The organism is Nocardioides dokdonensis FR1436 (genome assembly GCF_001653335.1).
GTDB lineage: Bacteria > Actinomycetota > Actinomycetes > Propionibacteriales > Nocardioidaceae > Nocardioides > Nocardioides dokdonensis.
This window is the reverse complement of record NZ_CP015079.1, coordinates 4,095,264-4,110,846: the sequence shown is the minus strand read 5'-3', so window position 1 is coordinate 4,110,846 and position 15,583 is coordinate 4,095,264. Positions and strand designations below refer to the sequence as shown.

The window sequence follows — 15,583 nt, the reverse complement described above, 5'->3', positions numbered from 1 at the left end:
ACCCACCCCGCCACCCCCGGAAAGGCCTGAGAACCCGCTGTGAGATGTCCCCACCACCGCCCTGGACGCGGACGACCCGCCCGCGGGGTCGCGGGCGGGTCGTCAGGTGGGGCGTTGGTGCGTCGCTGAGCGGCTCGCTCAGACGCCGCGGAAGCGGTTGATCGCGTCGAGGTGCTGCGCCCGCAGCTCGTGGTCCCGGACTCCGAGACCCTCCTCGGGGGCCAGGCAGAGCACGCCGACCTTGCCCTGGTGCAGGTTGTGGTGCACGTCGAGCGAGGCCTGGCCGACCTCGTCCATCGAGTAGGTGCGCGACAGGGTCGGGTGGATCATGCCCTTCGCCACCAGCCGGTTGGCCTCCCACGACTCGCGGTAGTTGGCGAAGTGGCTGGAGACGATGCGCTTGAGGTTCATCCACAGGTAGCGGTTGTCGTACTCGTGCATGTAGCCCGTGGTCGAGGCACAGGTGGTGATGGTGCCGCCCTTGCGGGTGACGTAGACCGAGGCACCGAAGGTCTCGCGGCCGGGGTGCTCGAAGACGATGTCGATGTCCTCACCGCCGGTGAGCTCGCGGATCTTGGCGCCGAGGCGCTTCCACTCCTGGGGGTCCTGGGTGTGCTCGTCCTTCCAGAACTTGTAGCCCTCCTCCGAGCGGTTGATGATCAGCTCGGCGCCCATCGAGCGGGCGATGTCGGCCTTCTCGTTGTTCGACACGACGCAGATCGGGACCGCGCCGCCGTTCAGGGCGTACTGCGTGGCGAAGCCGCCGAGGCCACCGGAGGCGCCCCAGACCAGGACGTTGTCGCCCTGCTTCATGTTGCCGCCGTTCTTGGAGACCAGCTGGCGGTAGGCGGTGGAGTTCACCAGGCCGGGGGAGGCGGCCTCCTCCCACGTGAGGTGGGCGGGCTTGGGCATCAGCTGGTTGGACTTCACCAGCGCGATGTGTGCCAGGCCGCCGAAGTTGGTCTCGAAGCCCCAGATCCGCTGCTGCGGGTCCATCATCGAGTCGTCGTGGCCCTCGGCGTCCTCGAGCTCGACGCTGAGGCAGTGCGCCACGACCTCGGTGCCGGGCTGCCACTTGGTCACGCCGGGGCCGGTCTTGAGCACGACGCCGGCCAGGTCGGAGCCGACGACGTGGTAGGGCAGGTCGTGGCGCTTGGTCAGCTCGGAGAGCCGGCCGTAGCGCTTGAGGAAGCCGAAGGTCGAGACGGGCTCGAAGATCGAGGTCCACACGGTGTTGTAGTTGATCGCCGAGGCCATCACCGCGACGTAGGCCTCGCCCGGACCGAGCTCGGGCAGGGCCACGTCCTCGACGTGCAGCGACTTGCGGGGGTCCTTGTCGCGGGTGGCGACGCCCTCGAACATGTCGACCTCGTCCTCGTGCACCGTGACGGCGCGGTAGGACTCGGGCAGGGCGAGGTTCGCGAAGTCCTCAGCGGCGGTGCTCCGCGGATCTTCTGAGGCGGCCATGATCGCGTCGAGGATGTGCTGCACTGCGGCTCCTGGTGGGTCGGGGTTGGCTCGGGGGTGGTGCTGGTCGCGAACATTACTGTTGGGTAACCACGGGGTCGACCCGGTGTGACCCACGGCTCAGTGGTGGGCAGCCGGCTCCACGATCTCGACGAGCACCCCACCGGCGTCCTTGGGGTGCACGAAGTTGATGCGGCTGTCGGAGGTGCCGCGGCGCGGCTCGTCGTAGAGCATCCGCAGGCCGCGCTCGCGCAGGGTGGCGCTGACGGCGTCCACGTCGGTGACCCGGTAGGCGATCTGCTGGCAGCCGGGGCCGTTGCGGTCGATGAACTTCGCGATCGTCGACTCGGGGGACAGCGGAGCCAGCAGCTGCACGCAGGAGGTCGAGTCGCCCACGGCCATCATCGCCTCGCGGACGCCCTGCTCCTCGTTGACCTCCTCGTGGGCCAGCGTCATCCCGAAGGTGTCGCGGTAGAACGCGATCGCGACGTCGAGGTCGGGCACGGCCATGCCGACGTGGTCGATGGCGGTGAACAGATGGCCGGGCACACCCAGGGGTCCGGGGGCAGCAGAAGAGGTCATGGCGAGCATGGTCGTACGTCGGGTGGTCCCGCGACAACGGTCCCGGCCCGGTTGTGACGTGTCCCTCACCACTGTGTCCCACTGGCCGGTACCCACCGAAGTGACTCCTCGGTATCGTCGGCTGGAGGCCGTGGTCCGCGTCCCGCCGACCCGCCAGCCGTCGTCGTCCTTGGAGGAATCATGTCCGGAACCGTCATCGTCGCGGGTGCCCGCACCCCGATCGGCCGCCTTCTCGGCGGGCTGAAGTCCCAGACCGCGGCCGACCTCGGCGGGGTGGCCATCAAGGGCGCGCTGGCCAAGGCCGGCGTCACCGGCGACCAGGTCGACTACCTGATCATGGGTCAGGTGATCCTGGCCGGTGCCGGCCAGAACCCCGCCCGCACCGCCGGTCTGCTCGGCGGCCTGCCCGCGAGCGTCCCCTCCATCACGATCAACAAGGTCTGCCTGTCCGGGCTCAACGCCATCGCGACCGCCGACCAGATGATCCGCGCCGGCGAGGCCGACGTCATCGTGGCTGGCGGCATGGAGTCGATGACCAACGCCCCGCACGTGCTGCCGAAGTCCCGTGAGGGCTTCAAGTACGGGGACACCACGCTGGTCGACTCGATGGCCTACGACGCACTCTTCGACCAGGCCACCCAGGAGGCCATGGGTGTGCTGACCGAGCAGTGCAACGCGAAGGGCACCAGCCTGACGCGCGAGGAGCAGGACGCGTTCTCCGCCCGCTCGCACCAGCTCGCCGCCGAGGCGTGGAAGAACGGCGTCTTCGACGACGAGGTCGTGCCGGTCGAGATCCCGCAGCGCAAGGGCGACCCCGTCGTCGTCGCCCAGGACGAGGGCGTGCGTGGCGACACGACCACCGAGTCGCTGGGCAGGCTGCGTCCTGCCTTCTCGAAGGACGGCACCATCACCGCCGGGTCCTCCTCGCAGATCTCCGACGGCGCCTGCGCCGTGGTCGTGATGAGCAAGGCCAAGGCCGAGGAGCTGGGTCTGACCTGGCTCGCCGAGATCGGCGCGCACGGCATGGTCGCCGGCCCCGACTCGACGCTGCAGATGCAGCCGGCCAACGCCACCGCCAAGGCGTGTGCCAAGGAGGGCATCGAGCCCGCCGACCTCGACCTGGTCGAGTTCAACGAGGCCTTCGCGGCCGTGGGCATCGAGTCCGCCCGCAGCCTCGGCCTCGACGAGGACAAGGTCAACGTCAACGGCGGCGCGATCGCGCTGGGCCACCCGGTCGGCATGTCGGGCGCGCGCGTCGTGCTGCACCTGGCACTGGAGCTCCAGCGCCGCGGTGGCGGCGTCGGTGCCGCTGCGCTCTGCGGTGGCGGCGGCCAGGGCGACGCCCTGATCGTCCGTGTCCCGAAGAGCTGACCACGCTGTCCCGGACCTCGTCGAGCGCGCCCGCGCCGGCGAGGTCCGGGCGGTCGCCCGGCTGATCTCGCTGGTCGAGGACGAGTCGCCGCTGCTGCGTGAGGTGATGGCCGCCCTGGCGCCCCACACCGGACACGCCCAGGTGGTGGGCATCACCGGCTCGCCGGGCGTGGGCAAGTCGACCTCGACCAACGCCCTGGTGGGTGCGTTGCGTGCGGCCGGCAAGAGCGTCGGGGTGCTCGCGGTCGACCCGTCCTCCCCGTTCTCCGGGGGCGCCCTGCTCGGCGACCGCATCCGGATGCAGGACCACGCCTCCGACCCGGGGGTCTACATCCGCTCCATGGCCTCGCGCGGCCACCTCGGCGGCCTCGCGTGGAGCACCCCGCAGGCCGTGCGGGTGCTCGACGCGGCCGGGTACGACGTCGTGCTGGTCGAGACCGTCGGCGTCGGGCAGAGCGAGATCGAGGTCGCGGCGGCCGCCGACACGACCGTGGTGCTGCTCGCCCCCGGGATGGGCGACGGCATCCAGGCCGCCAAGGCGGGGATCCTCGAGATCGGCGACGTGTTCGTCGTCAACAAGGCCGACCGCGAGGGCGCCGACCGGGTCCGCCGGGACCTGCGCTCGATGCTGGCCCTCGGCGACCGGCCCGAGGACGCCTGGCGCCCGGGGATCGTCAAGACCGTGGCCTCGGCCGGCCAGGGCATCGACGAGGTCGTCGCCGAGCTGGGTCGGCACCGCGAGTGGTCGCAGCGCACCGGCGAGCTGGGGCGTCGGCGTACACGACGGGCCCGGGTGGAGGTCGAGGCGATCGCCGTCACCGCCCTGCGTCGCCGCTGGGACGACGTGGGCGGGCGGCACGAGCTCGACGACCTGGCGGTCGACGTGGCGCTGGGTCGTCTCGACCCCTACGCCGCCGCCGACACGCTGCTGCGCCAGGACTGAACCGGCGCTCGGGGCGCTCGGGGCGCGCCCACCTGCTCAGGCGGGCCTGATGTTCTGGTTGACGTGGAAGAAGTTGGTCGGGTCGTAGGCCGCCTTCACCTGCGTCAGCCGGGCGTAGTTGCCCCGGTAGGCCGCCCGCACCCGGTCCTCGCCCTCGTCCATCATGAAGTTGACGTAGGCGCCGCCGGCCGAGGTCGGGTGCAGCTCGGACCAGTAGCTCTTGGCCCACTCGGTCATCGCAGCGTTGTCGACGGGGTCGGGACTGACCCCCACCATCACCCCGGCCCAGCCGCCGCCGCGGTAGGAGAAGGCCGTGGCGTCCTGGGAGACCCGGGCGGCGGCCCCGTCGATCGGGTAGAGGTGCATCGTCGAGTGCCCGGTGGGCAGCGACTCCCCGAAGCGGCTGTGCACGTCGATCGCCTCATCGCTGATCGTCTCGTACATGTCGGCGCGCCAGTACCACTGCAGACCTGCGGGGTAGAGCGCGTTGAAGGCCGACTGCAGCACGTTGAAGGGCATCTCGTGCATCCCGACGACGAGCGGTGACCCGAAGCTGCGCACCGGGTCGAGCACCTCGTCGGCGCGGTCGTGGGGTCCGGTGTAGCACCAGACGATGCCGCAGGCCTTGCGCCCCCACAGCTCCTCGGGGAACGGGGGTGCCGGCGGGATGGTCATCACGCCGAACCAGCCGCTGAGCTCCTCGGGCAGCGAGGGCAGCAGTTCGCGGTACCACCGCAGCACGTCCGCGGTGTCCCCGATGTCGTAGAGCACCGGGCCACCGATGACCTGACCGCCCTCGCCGATGGGATGGCACCGGAACTCGAAGGAGGTCACGACCCCGAAGTTGCCACCGCCGCCGCGCAGCGCCCAGAACAGGTCGGGGTGGTGGGTGGCGTCGGCGGTGACCAGGGTGCCGTCGGCCAGGACCACGTCGGCGGAGAGCAGGTTGTCGACGGTGAGCCCGTAGCGGCGGCTGAGGTAGCCGACCCCGCCGCCGAGCGTCAGCCCGCCGACGCCCGTGGAGCTGAGGAAGCCGGCCGGGGTGGCGAGCCCGAACCCGACGGTGGCGTGGTCGACGTCCTGCCAGGTGCAGCCGCCGTCCACGCGCACGGTGGACGAGGTGGGGTCCACCCGCACCGCGCGCATCAGGGACAGGTCGACCACGAGCGCGTCGTCCCACATCCCGAGCCCGCCCGCGTTGTGGCCGCCGCCGCGGATGGCGACGTCGAGGCCGTGCTCGCGAGCGAAGCCGAGCGCGGCGACGACGTCGACGGCGTCGCGGCACCGCACGATCGCCGCCGGGTGGCGGTCGATCATGCCGTTGTACACCGCCCGGACCTCGTCGTAGTCGGTGTCGGTGGGCAGCACGAGGGGCCCGTGCAGCTGCGGGGTCAGGTCGTCCCACGGGGCGGCCGTGGCGGGTGCGGTCATGGTCATGGTGTGCTCCTGGTCCGGGTGGGTGCGGGGTGGGGACCCCGTCCCGAGCGACGCTAGGAGCGGTGCCGTTCGGCGAGCGTTCGCCGGGAGGCCAGGTCCCGTTCGCAGCGGCGCTGCAGTGCGACGCTGCCGTGCTGGAGCGCCAGGTCCCGGGCCTGCTCGAGCAGGGGAACGGCGGACGCGGTCGTCAGCAGCGCCGCCCGACGACGCAGCACGTCGGGCAGCCACCACACGTCGTGGCGGCTGCGGGCGCTGACCGTGGCGGCGTCGAGGAGCGCGAGGGCCCGGTCGGGGTCGGGCGTGCGGTCGGCCAGCAGGGAGAGCCAGTACGGCATCCGCGCGAACGCCCCCACGTGGCGCAGCCGGCTGATCGCGTCCTGCATGCGTCGGGCGCTCGAGGCGTCGTCGGCGCTCCACCCGGCCAGGACCTCGCCCCAGTCGGCGTAGTAGGCGAACCCGTGGCGTCTGCTCACCACCTCGAGCTCGTCGGCGCAGGCCTGCAGGTCCGCCCGGTGGTCCAGCAGCTGGTGGGTCAGCGCGGCGTACCCGAGGGTGATGGTCAGCGTGTACGGGTGGGCCAGGGCGCGGGCCCGGGCGATGGCCTCCGCCGCGCACTCGCGGGCGGTGTCCGGGCTGCCCAGCAACCAGTGCGCGTGCGCCGACCAGGCCAGGGCGTGCACGGCCGGGTGGCTGCCGATGCTCAGGGACGCGTCGTCGGCGCCCAGGGCCGTGGCCCGGGCGAAGTGGGCCAACGAGTCCGCGGGCCGGCCGAGCGACAGCGTGGAGCCCCCACCGGCGAAGTGCGCCTGCGCCCGCAACAGGTCGGGTGCGGCTCCCGGGTCGGTCACGGACTCGCTCAGGGCCAGCGCCTTCACGGCGATCTCGTGGGCGCGGAGGATGTCGCCCTGCACGAACCGGGCGGCCCACAGGCCCACGAGCGCATCGACCGTGGTCGGGACCATCGCGGCCTGCTCCGCGAGCGCGACGACGCGGCTCAGGGCGTCGGCGAGGTCGGGGTCCGAGTAGCCGCGCGAGGCGTTGAGCGCGCGGGCCAGGCCGGTGAGCGAGCGGATCTCGCGCGCGTCGCGGCCCGCGCCCGGCGGCAGGTCGGCCAGGAGGCCCAACGACCGGCCGAACAGCTCGACCGCGTCGGAGTAGGCGAAGACGTCGTCGGCCAGCACTGCCGCACGGTGGAAGAGGTCGCAGGCCCGGTCCGGCGACCCGGCGCGGGCGTACTGGTCGGCCAGGCGTCCCGCCACCGGGTCCAGGTCGTGGGCGTGCAGCTGCTCCAGGGCGGTGGCCAGCCGCTGGTGCAGCAGCCACCGCGCCGGCGGCGTGAGCTGCTCGTACGCCGCTCGGCGCAGCAGGTCGTGGGAGAAGTCGTAGCGGTCGCGCTGGACCGCCAGGATGCGCAGGCGCCACAGCTCGTCGACGGCCCCGACGACGGCCTGCGGCGGCAGGTCGGAGGCGGCGCACAGCAGGTCCAGGCGGAACTCGCGCCCGACGGCCGAGGCGAGCTCCACGACAGCGCGGCACTCGGGACCGAGCGCCTCGAAGCGGCCCCGCAGCACCGCCATCAGGTCCGGGGACCCGGCGGTGAGCCGCTCCCCGTCGGGGTCGCGGCGCACCGCCTCGACCAGGTGCAGCGGGAATCCGCCGGAGGCGGCGTGCAGCAGCGCGGCCTGCTCGGCCCCGATCCGCGGCGAGAGCCGGTGCAGCAGCTCGGCGCTGCCGTCCGGCCCGAGGGGACGCACGGCCAGCTCGCGCACCGGGGCCACCGCCCGGGCGCGGCGTACCCACGCGGTGTGGGCGGGGCTGGCGGTCAGCTCGTGGGAGCGGGCGGTCAGCAGCACCAGCACCGGGCGCCGGGGCTGGAGGCTGCGCAGGAAGGTCAGCAGCTCGAGGGTCTCCTGGTCGCACCACTGCAGGTTCTCCAGGACCAGCACCACGGGCCGGCCGGGCGGGCGCAGGGCCTCGCACAGGCCGTGGAAGAAGTGGTGGCGCTGCCAGACGTCGACGACGCCCCGGGTGTCGGCGGAGCGCAGCTGGGCGTCGTCGCGGGGAAGCAGCCGCTCGACCTCGGTGCGCCAGCGCGGTGGGAGGGTCTCCGACCAGCTGCTCAGCGCCGGCTCGCCCAGCCACTCCGCGACGGGCCCCAGCGGCAGCCGGTCGGCGGTGCCGTAGCAGTGCGCCGTGGCGACCCGCGCACCGCGAGCCGTCACGCGGTGCAGCAGCTCGCGGACCAGACGGGACTTCCCGACGCCGGGCTCGCCGGTGACCAGCACCGTGCGCAGCGCGCCCCGCTCGACGTCGGCGTAGACCCGCTCGAGCCACTCCAGCTCGCGCCCGCGCGCCACCAGGCCGCTGCGCGGCGGCCCGGCGGTGACCCGCGGCGGCCGGAGGGGACGGTCGGGTCGGGGGGCGTCGTCGTCGTCGGCCGGCGCGACCAGGTCGTCGCGCAGCCGCTGGCTCTCCGGGTCCGGGGGCACGCCCAGCTGCTCCTCGAGCACGGCCGCGCACCGGTGGTAGGTGCTCAGGGCGCCGGCCCGGTCCCCGTGGGCGGCCTGCAGGCGCATCAGCTCGCGGTAGGCGGTCTCGTCCAGCGGGTCCAGGGCGATGCGCCGTCGCGCGACCCGGACCGCGAGGTCCCAGCGCTGGGCCGCCGCAGCGGCAGCGGCCACCTGGGCGCACAGCTCGCGCGCCCCGTCGACGAGGGCCGCACGCTGCTCCAGGACCCAGTCGTCGTAGAGGCCGGGCAGCAGGTCCCCGCCGTAGTCGGCCAGCGCCTGCTCGCCGTGGACGAGCAGGGCGTCGGCGTTGCTCGAGGTCGAGCCGCCCGCGCGCTCACGAGCGGCCAGGTGCTCGCTGAGGTCGACGCGGCACGCGCCGGTGCCGGTCCAGGTCAGGTCGGTGCCGGTCACGACGAGGGAACCGTCCCCGTCGAGCAGCCGACGCAGCTCCAGCAGCTCGCGCCGCAGGTTCGTCAGGGCCTGCTGCTGCTCGGAGTCGGGCCAGAACGTCTCGGCGATCCGGGTGCGTGGCTGGGGGGTGCCCGGGTGCAGGGCGAGGTAGGCGATGAGCGCGATGGTGCGCGTCGAGCGGGTGCGCACCTCTCCGGTGACGTCGTCGAGGGCGCTGCGTTCACCCAGCACCTTCACGTGCAGCATGTCCTCGACTGTGCGCCTCGGAGGCGGTGACGTCGACCCCGTGGCGGACCGGTCCCCGAGGGGTGGACCAGGATCCCTAGCATTGGTGACATGACGCAGCAGCCGTTCTCCCGTCCAGGCGCCATCGACCTCTCCGCGCTCAAGCGCCCCGCCCAGCCCGCACCGGGCGCCGGCCCCGCTTCAGGGCCCGCCGCTGGGCCCACTGCTGGGGCCCCCGGGGCCGGTACCGGCGCCTACGTCCTGCAGGTCGACGAGCAGAACTTCCAGAGCACCATCGAGGCGTCGATGACCGCCCCCGTGCTGCTGGCGTTCTACTCGCGCACCCAGATGCCCGAGAGCGGGCAGATGGCCGACGACCTCGCCGCGCTCGCCGACGAGTTCGAGGGCCGGTTCCTCGTCGGTCTCGTCGACGTCGACGCGGCCCCGCAGATCGCGCAGGCCGTACAGGTCCAGACGCTGCCCTACGTGGTCGCGGTGCTCGAGGGCCGCCCGGCGCCGCTGCTGCAGGACGTCGTGCCGCTCGAGGAGCTGCGGGGTGCGCTCACCCAGGTGGTCCAGCAGCTCACCACCCAGGGCATGACCGGCCGGCACCAGCCCCGCCAGGGCGAGGCCGGCGGCGAGGGCGCCGCGGAGGAGCAGGTCGACCCGCGCTACGCCGCCGCCCAGGACGCGCTCGGTGAGGGCGACATCGACCGCGCGGTCGCGGAGTACCAGAAGCTCGTGGACGCCAACCCGGCCGACGTCGAGGCCACCGCCGGCCTCGCGATCGCCAAGGTCATGCAGCGCACCCAGGGCGTCGACCTGCACGCCGCGCGGGCCGCGGCCGCCGCGAACCCCGACGACGTCGCTGCCCAGACGCTCTGCGCGGACCTCGACCTCGCCGGAGGGCACGTCGACGACGCCTTCAACCGGCTGGTCGACCTCGTGCGGCGCACCAGCGGCGACGACCGCACCGCGGCACGCGAGCACCTGCTCGGGCTCTTCGCCGCCGTCGGCAACGACGACGAGCGGGTGCTGCGCGGTCGCCAGAACCTCGCCTCGGCCCTGTTCTGAGCGGGCCGGACGTGGGCGGAGCGGCCCGCGGGGCGTCGTACGTCGGTGCCGGGTTCGCGATGTGGCGCCGGAGGCCGGGGCTGATGCTGCTCGGCATGGTGCCGGCCCTGGTGGTGCTGCTGGTCGTGCTCGGCGCCCTGGTCGCGCTGCTGCTCCACCTCCCGGAGCTGGTCACCTGGGCCACGCCGTTCGCCGACGACTGGGCCGACGCGCTGCGGTCCCTGCTGCGCGTGGGGCTCGGGGTGCTGCTGGTCGTGGCGTTCCTGGTGCTGACCTCGGTGAGCTTCACCGCGGTGACGCTCACCGTCGGGGAACCGTTCTACGAGCGGATCTGGCGCGCGACCGAGACGATGCTGGGCGGTGAGGTGCCCGAGTCGGGGCTGTCGTTCTGGCGCTCGGCCGCCGACTCCCTGGTCCTGGTGCTCGTCGGGCTGCTCACCGCGGTGGGTGTCTTCGTGGTCGGCCTGCTGCCCCTGGTGGGCGCGGTCGTCGGCGCCCTGGTCGGTCTCGCCGTCTCGGGCTGGCTGCTGGCCGGTGAGCTGCTGGCCCGTCCGCTGGAGGCGCGCGGCATGGACCGGCACGCCCGCCGCGACGCGCTGCGGGCCCACCGCTCGACGGTGCTCGGCTTCGGCATGAGCACCCAGCTGTGCTTCCTGGTGCCGTTCGGTGCCGTGGCGGTGATGCCGGCCGCCGTCGTCGGCGCCACGCTGCTCGCCCGCGAGGTGCTGGGCGAGCCGGTGCCCCGGGACGCCCTGCGAGGCGCGTGACCGGACGGGCACCACCGCCACTGCCCGGCGGCGGGAGCACGGTCCCACGCGGGGACCGAGCCCAGCGGTGGGCTGGCAACCGAACTGCGCCACGATCCGGTTGCTGACGCACCGCCCCTCCACTCGGATCTGGCGCGAGCAGCGCAGCCGTGCGGGTCGTCTCGTCGAGCACGAACGCCTGGGCGGAGAGTGTGGAGCTCCGGGTGAACCAGGTTCATCGCAGACTCCACACTGTCCGATCCTGCCCCGGCTACCCGCGACCGCTCTCGGTGTACGCCGGACCACCGGTGCCGAGATTGGCCAGCGCCGACTCGACGCGCCGGGCGGTGAAGTCGGCCGCCCGTTCACGGACCTGCTCGACCGTGCAGAACTCCGCGGAGCGGATCTCGCGGGCCTGCTTGACGATCGCGTCGGTGATCGAGGCGTCGTGCACGCCGCCGTCGAAGACCAGGCACAGGGCGTCGTCCCAGCCGCCCCAGGTGGGCAGCCAGTCGGTGAGGACCAGGGGGCCGGCGGGGATCTCGAGAGCCAGCTCCTCGGTGACCTCGCGGGCCACCGCGACCTGCGGTGACTCGCCGACCTCGACGACCCCACCGGGCAGGTCCCAGTCCTCCTTGTAGGTCAGCTGGCACAGCAGGACCCGGCCGTCGTGGTCGCGCACGAGCATCTGGCTGATCGCCCGCTTGCGCGGCAGGAAGGAGTTCAGCAGGGCCCGGAAGGCCCCGGGCTCGCTGAGCGGCGGGTCGGTCGCGAGCCGCGCGAGGACGACGTACCCCTCGGTAGTGCGCTCGTCGGGCACCATCCGCTCCAGACCCTCGCGGCGCAGCCCGGCGCGGGTGGCCACCCGCAGGGCACTCTCGGCGTCGACCGGGATCCGTGCCTCGACCCGGCTGACGCCCAGGCCGCCCTCGTGCTCGGCGCTGAGCGACCAGTCGACCAGCACCCGCAGCGCCCGGGTGGCGTAGCCGCGGCCCCGCTGGGAGTCCTCGAGGCCGCCCTCCAAGCGGACGGTCGCGTCGTCCTTGCGCACCACGGTGAGGGTGCCGACCTCGTGGTCCTCGACGGTGATGACGAAGGGGAGCGAGGCGTCCTGGTCGGCCGCGCCGGGACGCAGCGTGACCGTGCCATCGGTCAGGGTGGGCTGCTCTCGGGTCACCCGCTCACCCTAGCCAGCGGGGGGTTCTCGGAACGTCTGCGCCCTGGCACGATCATCGGGTGTCCGCTGCCGACCCGAGCCCGCCCGCCGCCGGTGCACCCCGGCGGGCGCTGGTCGTGGAGGGCGGCGCCACCCACGTGCTGGCCGCCGCCCGGTGCCTTGCCCGCGCGGGGTGGGAGGTCGGGGTCGCCACGGCGGGCGGGCGTCCGCGCACCTCGCGCGCGGTCCGGCGCTGCCACCAGGTGCCCCCCGCCGAGGTCGCTCCCGACGCCTGGGTCGACGCGGTGGCCGGGCTCGTGGCGCAGCACGGGTACGACGTGGTGTTCGGCGCCGACGACATCGAGGTGCTGCTGCTCTCGGCCCGACGCGCCGACATCGGCTGCGTGGTGCCCCACTGCGCGCACGACGACGTCCTGCGCGCCATCGACAAGCTGGAGCTGGTGCGGGTCGCCGAGAGCGTCGGACTCGGGGTGCCCCGCACCGAGGAGGCCACGGCGTCGACGCTCGCCGCGGTCGACGGCCCCGTGGTGGTCAAGGCACGACTGCACTGGGACCCGGCCGGCGCCGGCGAGGCCCGACACCTGCTGGCGGAGGTCTGCTCGAGCGCGGCGGACGCCACCCGGGCGGCCGGAGCCATGACCGACGGCGGCGGGGTGCCGCTGCTCCAGGAGGCCCTGGACGGGGGACTGAGCGCCCTCTCGCTGGTGCGTGACCGGGGCGGACGCGTGCTCGGCGTGGTCCAGCAGCGCAGCCCCCGGCTCTCGCGGCGGCGCACCAGCTGCCGGGCGGTGACGGTGCCGGTCGACGTGGACCTGCTGGCGGGGGTCGAGCGGCTGCTGGACGAGCTCGGGTGGTGGGGGTTGGCGAACCTGCAGTTCCTCACGGTGCCCGGGGACCGGCCGCGGCTGATCGACCTCAACGGGCGGTTCTACGGCAGCCTCGCGCTCGCGGTGGCCAGCGGCGTCCCGCTGCCGGACCTGTGGGGTCGCACGGCCCTGGGTGAGGTCGTCGAACCGGTGCCCGCCGCGCGGGTGGGGGTGCGCTTCCAGTCGTTCTTCGAGGACCTGTCCCGCGCCCGGCTGGAGCGACGGGGCGGGCTGGTCCGCGACGTCGCGTCCACGGTGGCCCACCTCCCCGGCGCGGCGCACCCGCACGCCGACCTGCGCGACCCGGGCCCCGGGCTGCGGCTGTTGCGCGACAAGGTGGTGCGCCGTGGGTGAGCCGAGCGCCGAGCTGCTGGCGGTGTGCTCGCTCGACCCGGAGACCCTCCACGCCTGGGAGCGGCTGGCCGAGGAAGCCCTGGAGCCCAACCCCTTCTTCACCCCCGGGGCGGTGCTGGCCTCCGCCCGGCACCTGGCCGGCGGGGAGCAGGACCACCTCCTCGTCGTCCGCCGCGGCGAGGCCCTCGACCTCGCGCTGCCGGTGCGCCGCGCCCGCCGCTACCGCCGTGTCCCGGTGCCGACCGTGCGGGCCTGGGGTCACGACGACGGGTTCCTGGACACCCCGCTGCTGCGCGACCACGACCCGGAGGGGTCGTGGTCGGCGGCCCTGGACCTGCTCCACGACCGGGGCGCGTGGTGGTGGACCTTCGAGCAGCTGGGCGCCGACGGGCCGGTGCGGGCCTCGCTCGAGGCCGCCGCCCGTCGCCGGGGCCGGCGCCCCCTGGTGCTGGGCTCGGTCCCGCGCCCGGTGGTGCGGCGCCGAGCCGAGCCGACCTACCTCGACGACCGGATGAGCTCGTCGCAGCGTCGTCGCCTCGGCCGGTTCCGTCGTCGGCTGGAGCGCGAGCTGGAAGCACCGGTGGAGGTCGTCGACCGGGCCGCGGACGACCTCATGGGCGCGCTCGACCGGTTCCTCGCCCTCGAGGCCGGGGGATGGAAGGGCGAGGCCGGCACCGCCCTGCTCTCGGACCCGCGGCGGGCCGCGCACTTCCGGGAGACCGTGCTCGACGCCGGCCGTCGGGGTCGCGTCCAGATGTGGGAGCTGGGCAGCCGGACCACCGTGGCGGCCGCGCTGTGCGCGGTCGTGGAGGGCGAGGGCGTCTTCCACCTCAAGACGGCCTACGACGAGCGGTTCGCGTCCAGCTCTCCGGGTGTGCAGCTCGAGGTCGCCGCGCTGGAGGCCTTCCACGACGATCCCCGGCTGCAGTGGATCGACTCCTGCGCCGGTGGGCGCGCCACCACGCCCTCGGCGCGGCTCTACCCCGACCGCCGGTCCATGGAACGGGTCCTCGTGCCCCTGGGCGGCACCGCTTCGCGCCTGGCGGCGGCCGGGCTGCAGCAGGCGATGCGGCGACGCCATGGATGAGGCTGCCGCGGCCGAGGTGCTGAGCGCCCTCGCAGCGGCCGCGCCGGACGCCGTCCTGCTCTGGAGGGGGGAGGGCCTCGGCGGCTCGGACGTCGACGTGGTCGTGCTCGCCGAGGGCGGGGCGCGGGTGTCCCGGGTCCTGCGCGGTCGCGGTCTCGCACCGGCGCCCCAGGGGCCGGGGCGGTTCCTGTGGCGACGCCTGCCGGCCCAGGACGTGGTGGTCGACGTGCTGCTCGAGCATGCGTGGCCGGCCATGTACCCCCCGCTGCCCGGGGTGCTGGCGCGGGCGGAGCGCGGGCGGCTCGGGCTGCTCGTCGCGGCTCCCGACGACCGCCTCCGGGTGCACGCGGCCGAGGCCGTGGCGGGCTGGCCCTGGCCGCGAGGCGCTGCTCGCATCGCGGCGCTGGTGGAGGACACCTCGGAGCAGGTGCTGGCCCGCGTCGACGAGCAGGACCCGGCGCTGGCCCGGCTGGCGCGGCGGGCCACGAGCTCCGGCAGCCCGCACCGCGAGCAGGAGCGGCTGCCGCTGCGCGACGCGGCGCGGGCCGCCACCGGGTCGCCGTACGCACGCCGGGCGCTGCGGTGGCGGCTGCGCGGTGAGCCGGTCTCCCGCCCACCGGGGGCCGCCCCGACGGGGGGCGCCCTGCTGGTGGCCCTCAGCGGCATGGACGGAGCGGGGAAGTCCACCGCCGCCCTGGCCCTGCTCGACCGTGCGGAGGACCGGGGTGAGCCTGCGGTGGTGCACTGGACCCGGCTGGCACGCGACCTGGGCGTGCTGGCGCCCGTCGGTCGGCTGGCCCGTCGGCTGACCGGCCGCTCGCGTCCGGTCTCCCAGCCCTACCGGCCCGAGGACGCCGAGGACGCCGCCGACGCCGGGCCCGACCACGCTCCTGCGCGCACCGGCGCGGCGCCCACGACGTCGGGCGGCCGGCGCCTCGTCGAAGGTGCCTGGGTCGTCGCGGTGGCGCTCTCCGGCGTCCGCAACGCCCGCCGCGCGCGGGGGCTCCAGCGCAGCGGTGTGCACGTGGTGTGCGACCGCTGGTTGCTCGACGCCCTGGTGGACCTGCGGATCCGCTACGGCCACCACCCGGCCGCCGAGTGGGTGCTGCGCCGTGGCTTCCCCCGGGCCGACCTCGCCGTGCTGCTGCGGGTGGACCCGGCGACGGCAGCGGCCCGCAAGCCCGGCGACCAGCGCGACGACGTCCTGCTCACCATGGGCGAGCACTACGACCGGCTCGTCACCGGCCTCGACGTCCGGGTGCTCGACGCCGGGCGGGCCGGCGACCGGGTGGTCGCCGACCTGCTGCGCCTGGTCGAGGAGCGCTGAGCGCGG

12 protein-coding genes are annotated in these 15,583 nt (G+C 74.4%); 7 read left to right on the top strand and 5 right to left on the bottom strand.

Translation table 11 applies throughout. From position 1 onward, the window contains the following. Positions 1-138: 138 nt before the first annotated feature. On the bottom strand, positions 139-1,491 hold the full coding sequence (gene ccrA, locus I601_RS19260) for a crotonyl-CoA carboxylase/reductase (protein ID WP_218917703.1): 1,353 nt from the start codon (positions 1,489-1,491) through the stop codon (positions 139-141). Between the two features lie 96 nt (positions 1,492-1,587). Then, positions 1,588-2,049, bottom strand: a complete 462-nt coding sequence (gene mce / locus I601_RS19255; RefSeq protein ID WP_068115344.1) for a methylmalonyl-CoA epimerase — start codon at positions 2,047-2,049, stop codon at positions 1,588-1,590. Between the two features lie 180 nt (positions 2,050-2,229). Between mce and I601_RS19250 the strand changes: the two genes are divergently transcribed. Next, complete coding sequence (locus I601_RS19250) at positions 2,230-3,420, top strand: acetyl-CoA C-acetyltransferase (protein ID WP_068113389.1); 1,191 nt, start codon at positions 2,230-2,232, stop codon at positions 3,418-3,420. Continuing rightward, on the top strand, positions 3,404-4,363 hold the full coding sequence (gene meaB, locus I601_RS19245) for a methylmalonyl Co-A mutase-associated GTPase MeaB (protein ID WP_068113386.1): 960 nt from the start codon (positions 3,404-3,406) through the stop codon (positions 4,361-4,363). The genes I601_RS19250 and meaB overlap by 17 nt, the downstream gene beginning before the upstream one ends. A gap of 36 nt (positions 4,364-4,399) precedes the next feature. On the opposite strand, the gene I601_RS19240 is transcribed toward meaB, so the two are convergent. After that, positions 4,400-5,800, bottom strand: coding sequence for an FAD-binding oxidoreductase (locus I601_RS19240; protein WP_218917702.1), 1,401 nt, complete (start codon positions 5,798-5,800; stop codon positions 4,400-4,402). 53 nt (positions 5,801-5,853) lie between these two features. Next, entirely contained in the window at positions 5,854-8,967 is a 3,114-nt protein-coding gene (locus tag I601_RS19235) for an ATP-binding protein (RefSeq protein ID WP_068113384.1), read from the bottom strand. Between the two features lie 90 nt (positions 8,968-9,057). Between I601_RS19235 and I601_RS19230 the strand changes: the two genes are divergently transcribed. Both I601_RS19230 and I601_RS19225 read left to right on the top strand, forming a co-directional pair. Beyond that, entirely contained in the window at positions 9,058-10,020 is a 963-nt protein-coding gene (locus tag I601_RS19230) for a co-chaperone YbbN (RefSeq protein WP_068113381.1), read from the top strand. A gap of 11 nt (positions 10,021-10,031) precedes the next feature. Continuing rightward, entirely contained in the window at positions 10,032-10,787 is a 756-nt protein-coding gene (locus I601_RS19225; protein WP_218917701.1) for an EI24 domain-containing protein, read from the top strand. 250 nt (positions 10,788-11,037) lie between these two features. On the opposite strand, the gene I601_RS21275 is transcribed toward I601_RS19225, so the two are convergent. Next, a complete protein-coding gene (locus tag I601_RS21275) occupies positions 11,038-11,943 on the bottom strand; it encodes an NUDIX hydrolase (protein ID WP_157520338.1) in 906 nt (301 codons plus the stop codon). A gap of 59 nt (positions 11,944-12,002) precedes the next feature. On the opposite strand from I601_RS21275, the gene I601_RS19215 reads away from it, so the two are divergent. Genes I601_RS19215 through I601_RS19205 form a run of 3 tightly spaced genes read left to right on the top strand, consistent with a single transcriptional unit; the run spans position 12,003 to position 15,577 of the window. Next, positions 12,003-13,163: an ATP-grasp domain-containing protein gene (locus I601_RS19215; protein WP_068113377.1), complete on the top strand. Its 1,161-nt coding sequence runs from the start codon at positions 12,003-12,005 to the stop codon at positions 13,161-13,163. Then, positions 13,156-14,250: a GNAT family N-acetyltransferase gene (locus I601_RS19210; protein ID WP_068113373.1), complete on the top strand. Its 1,095-nt coding sequence runs from the start codon at positions 13,156-13,158 to the stop codon at positions 14,248-14,250. The genes I601_RS19215 and I601_RS19210 overlap by 8 nt, the downstream gene beginning before the upstream one ends. After that, positions 14,243-15,577, top strand: coding sequence for a nucleoside/nucleotide kinase family protein (locus I601_RS19205; protein ID WP_068113370.1), 1,335 nt, complete (start codon positions 14,243-14,245; stop codon positions 15,575-15,577). The genes I601_RS19210 and I601_RS19205 overlap by 8 nt, the downstream gene beginning before the upstream one ends. Positions 15,578-15,583: the final 6 nt, after the last annotated feature.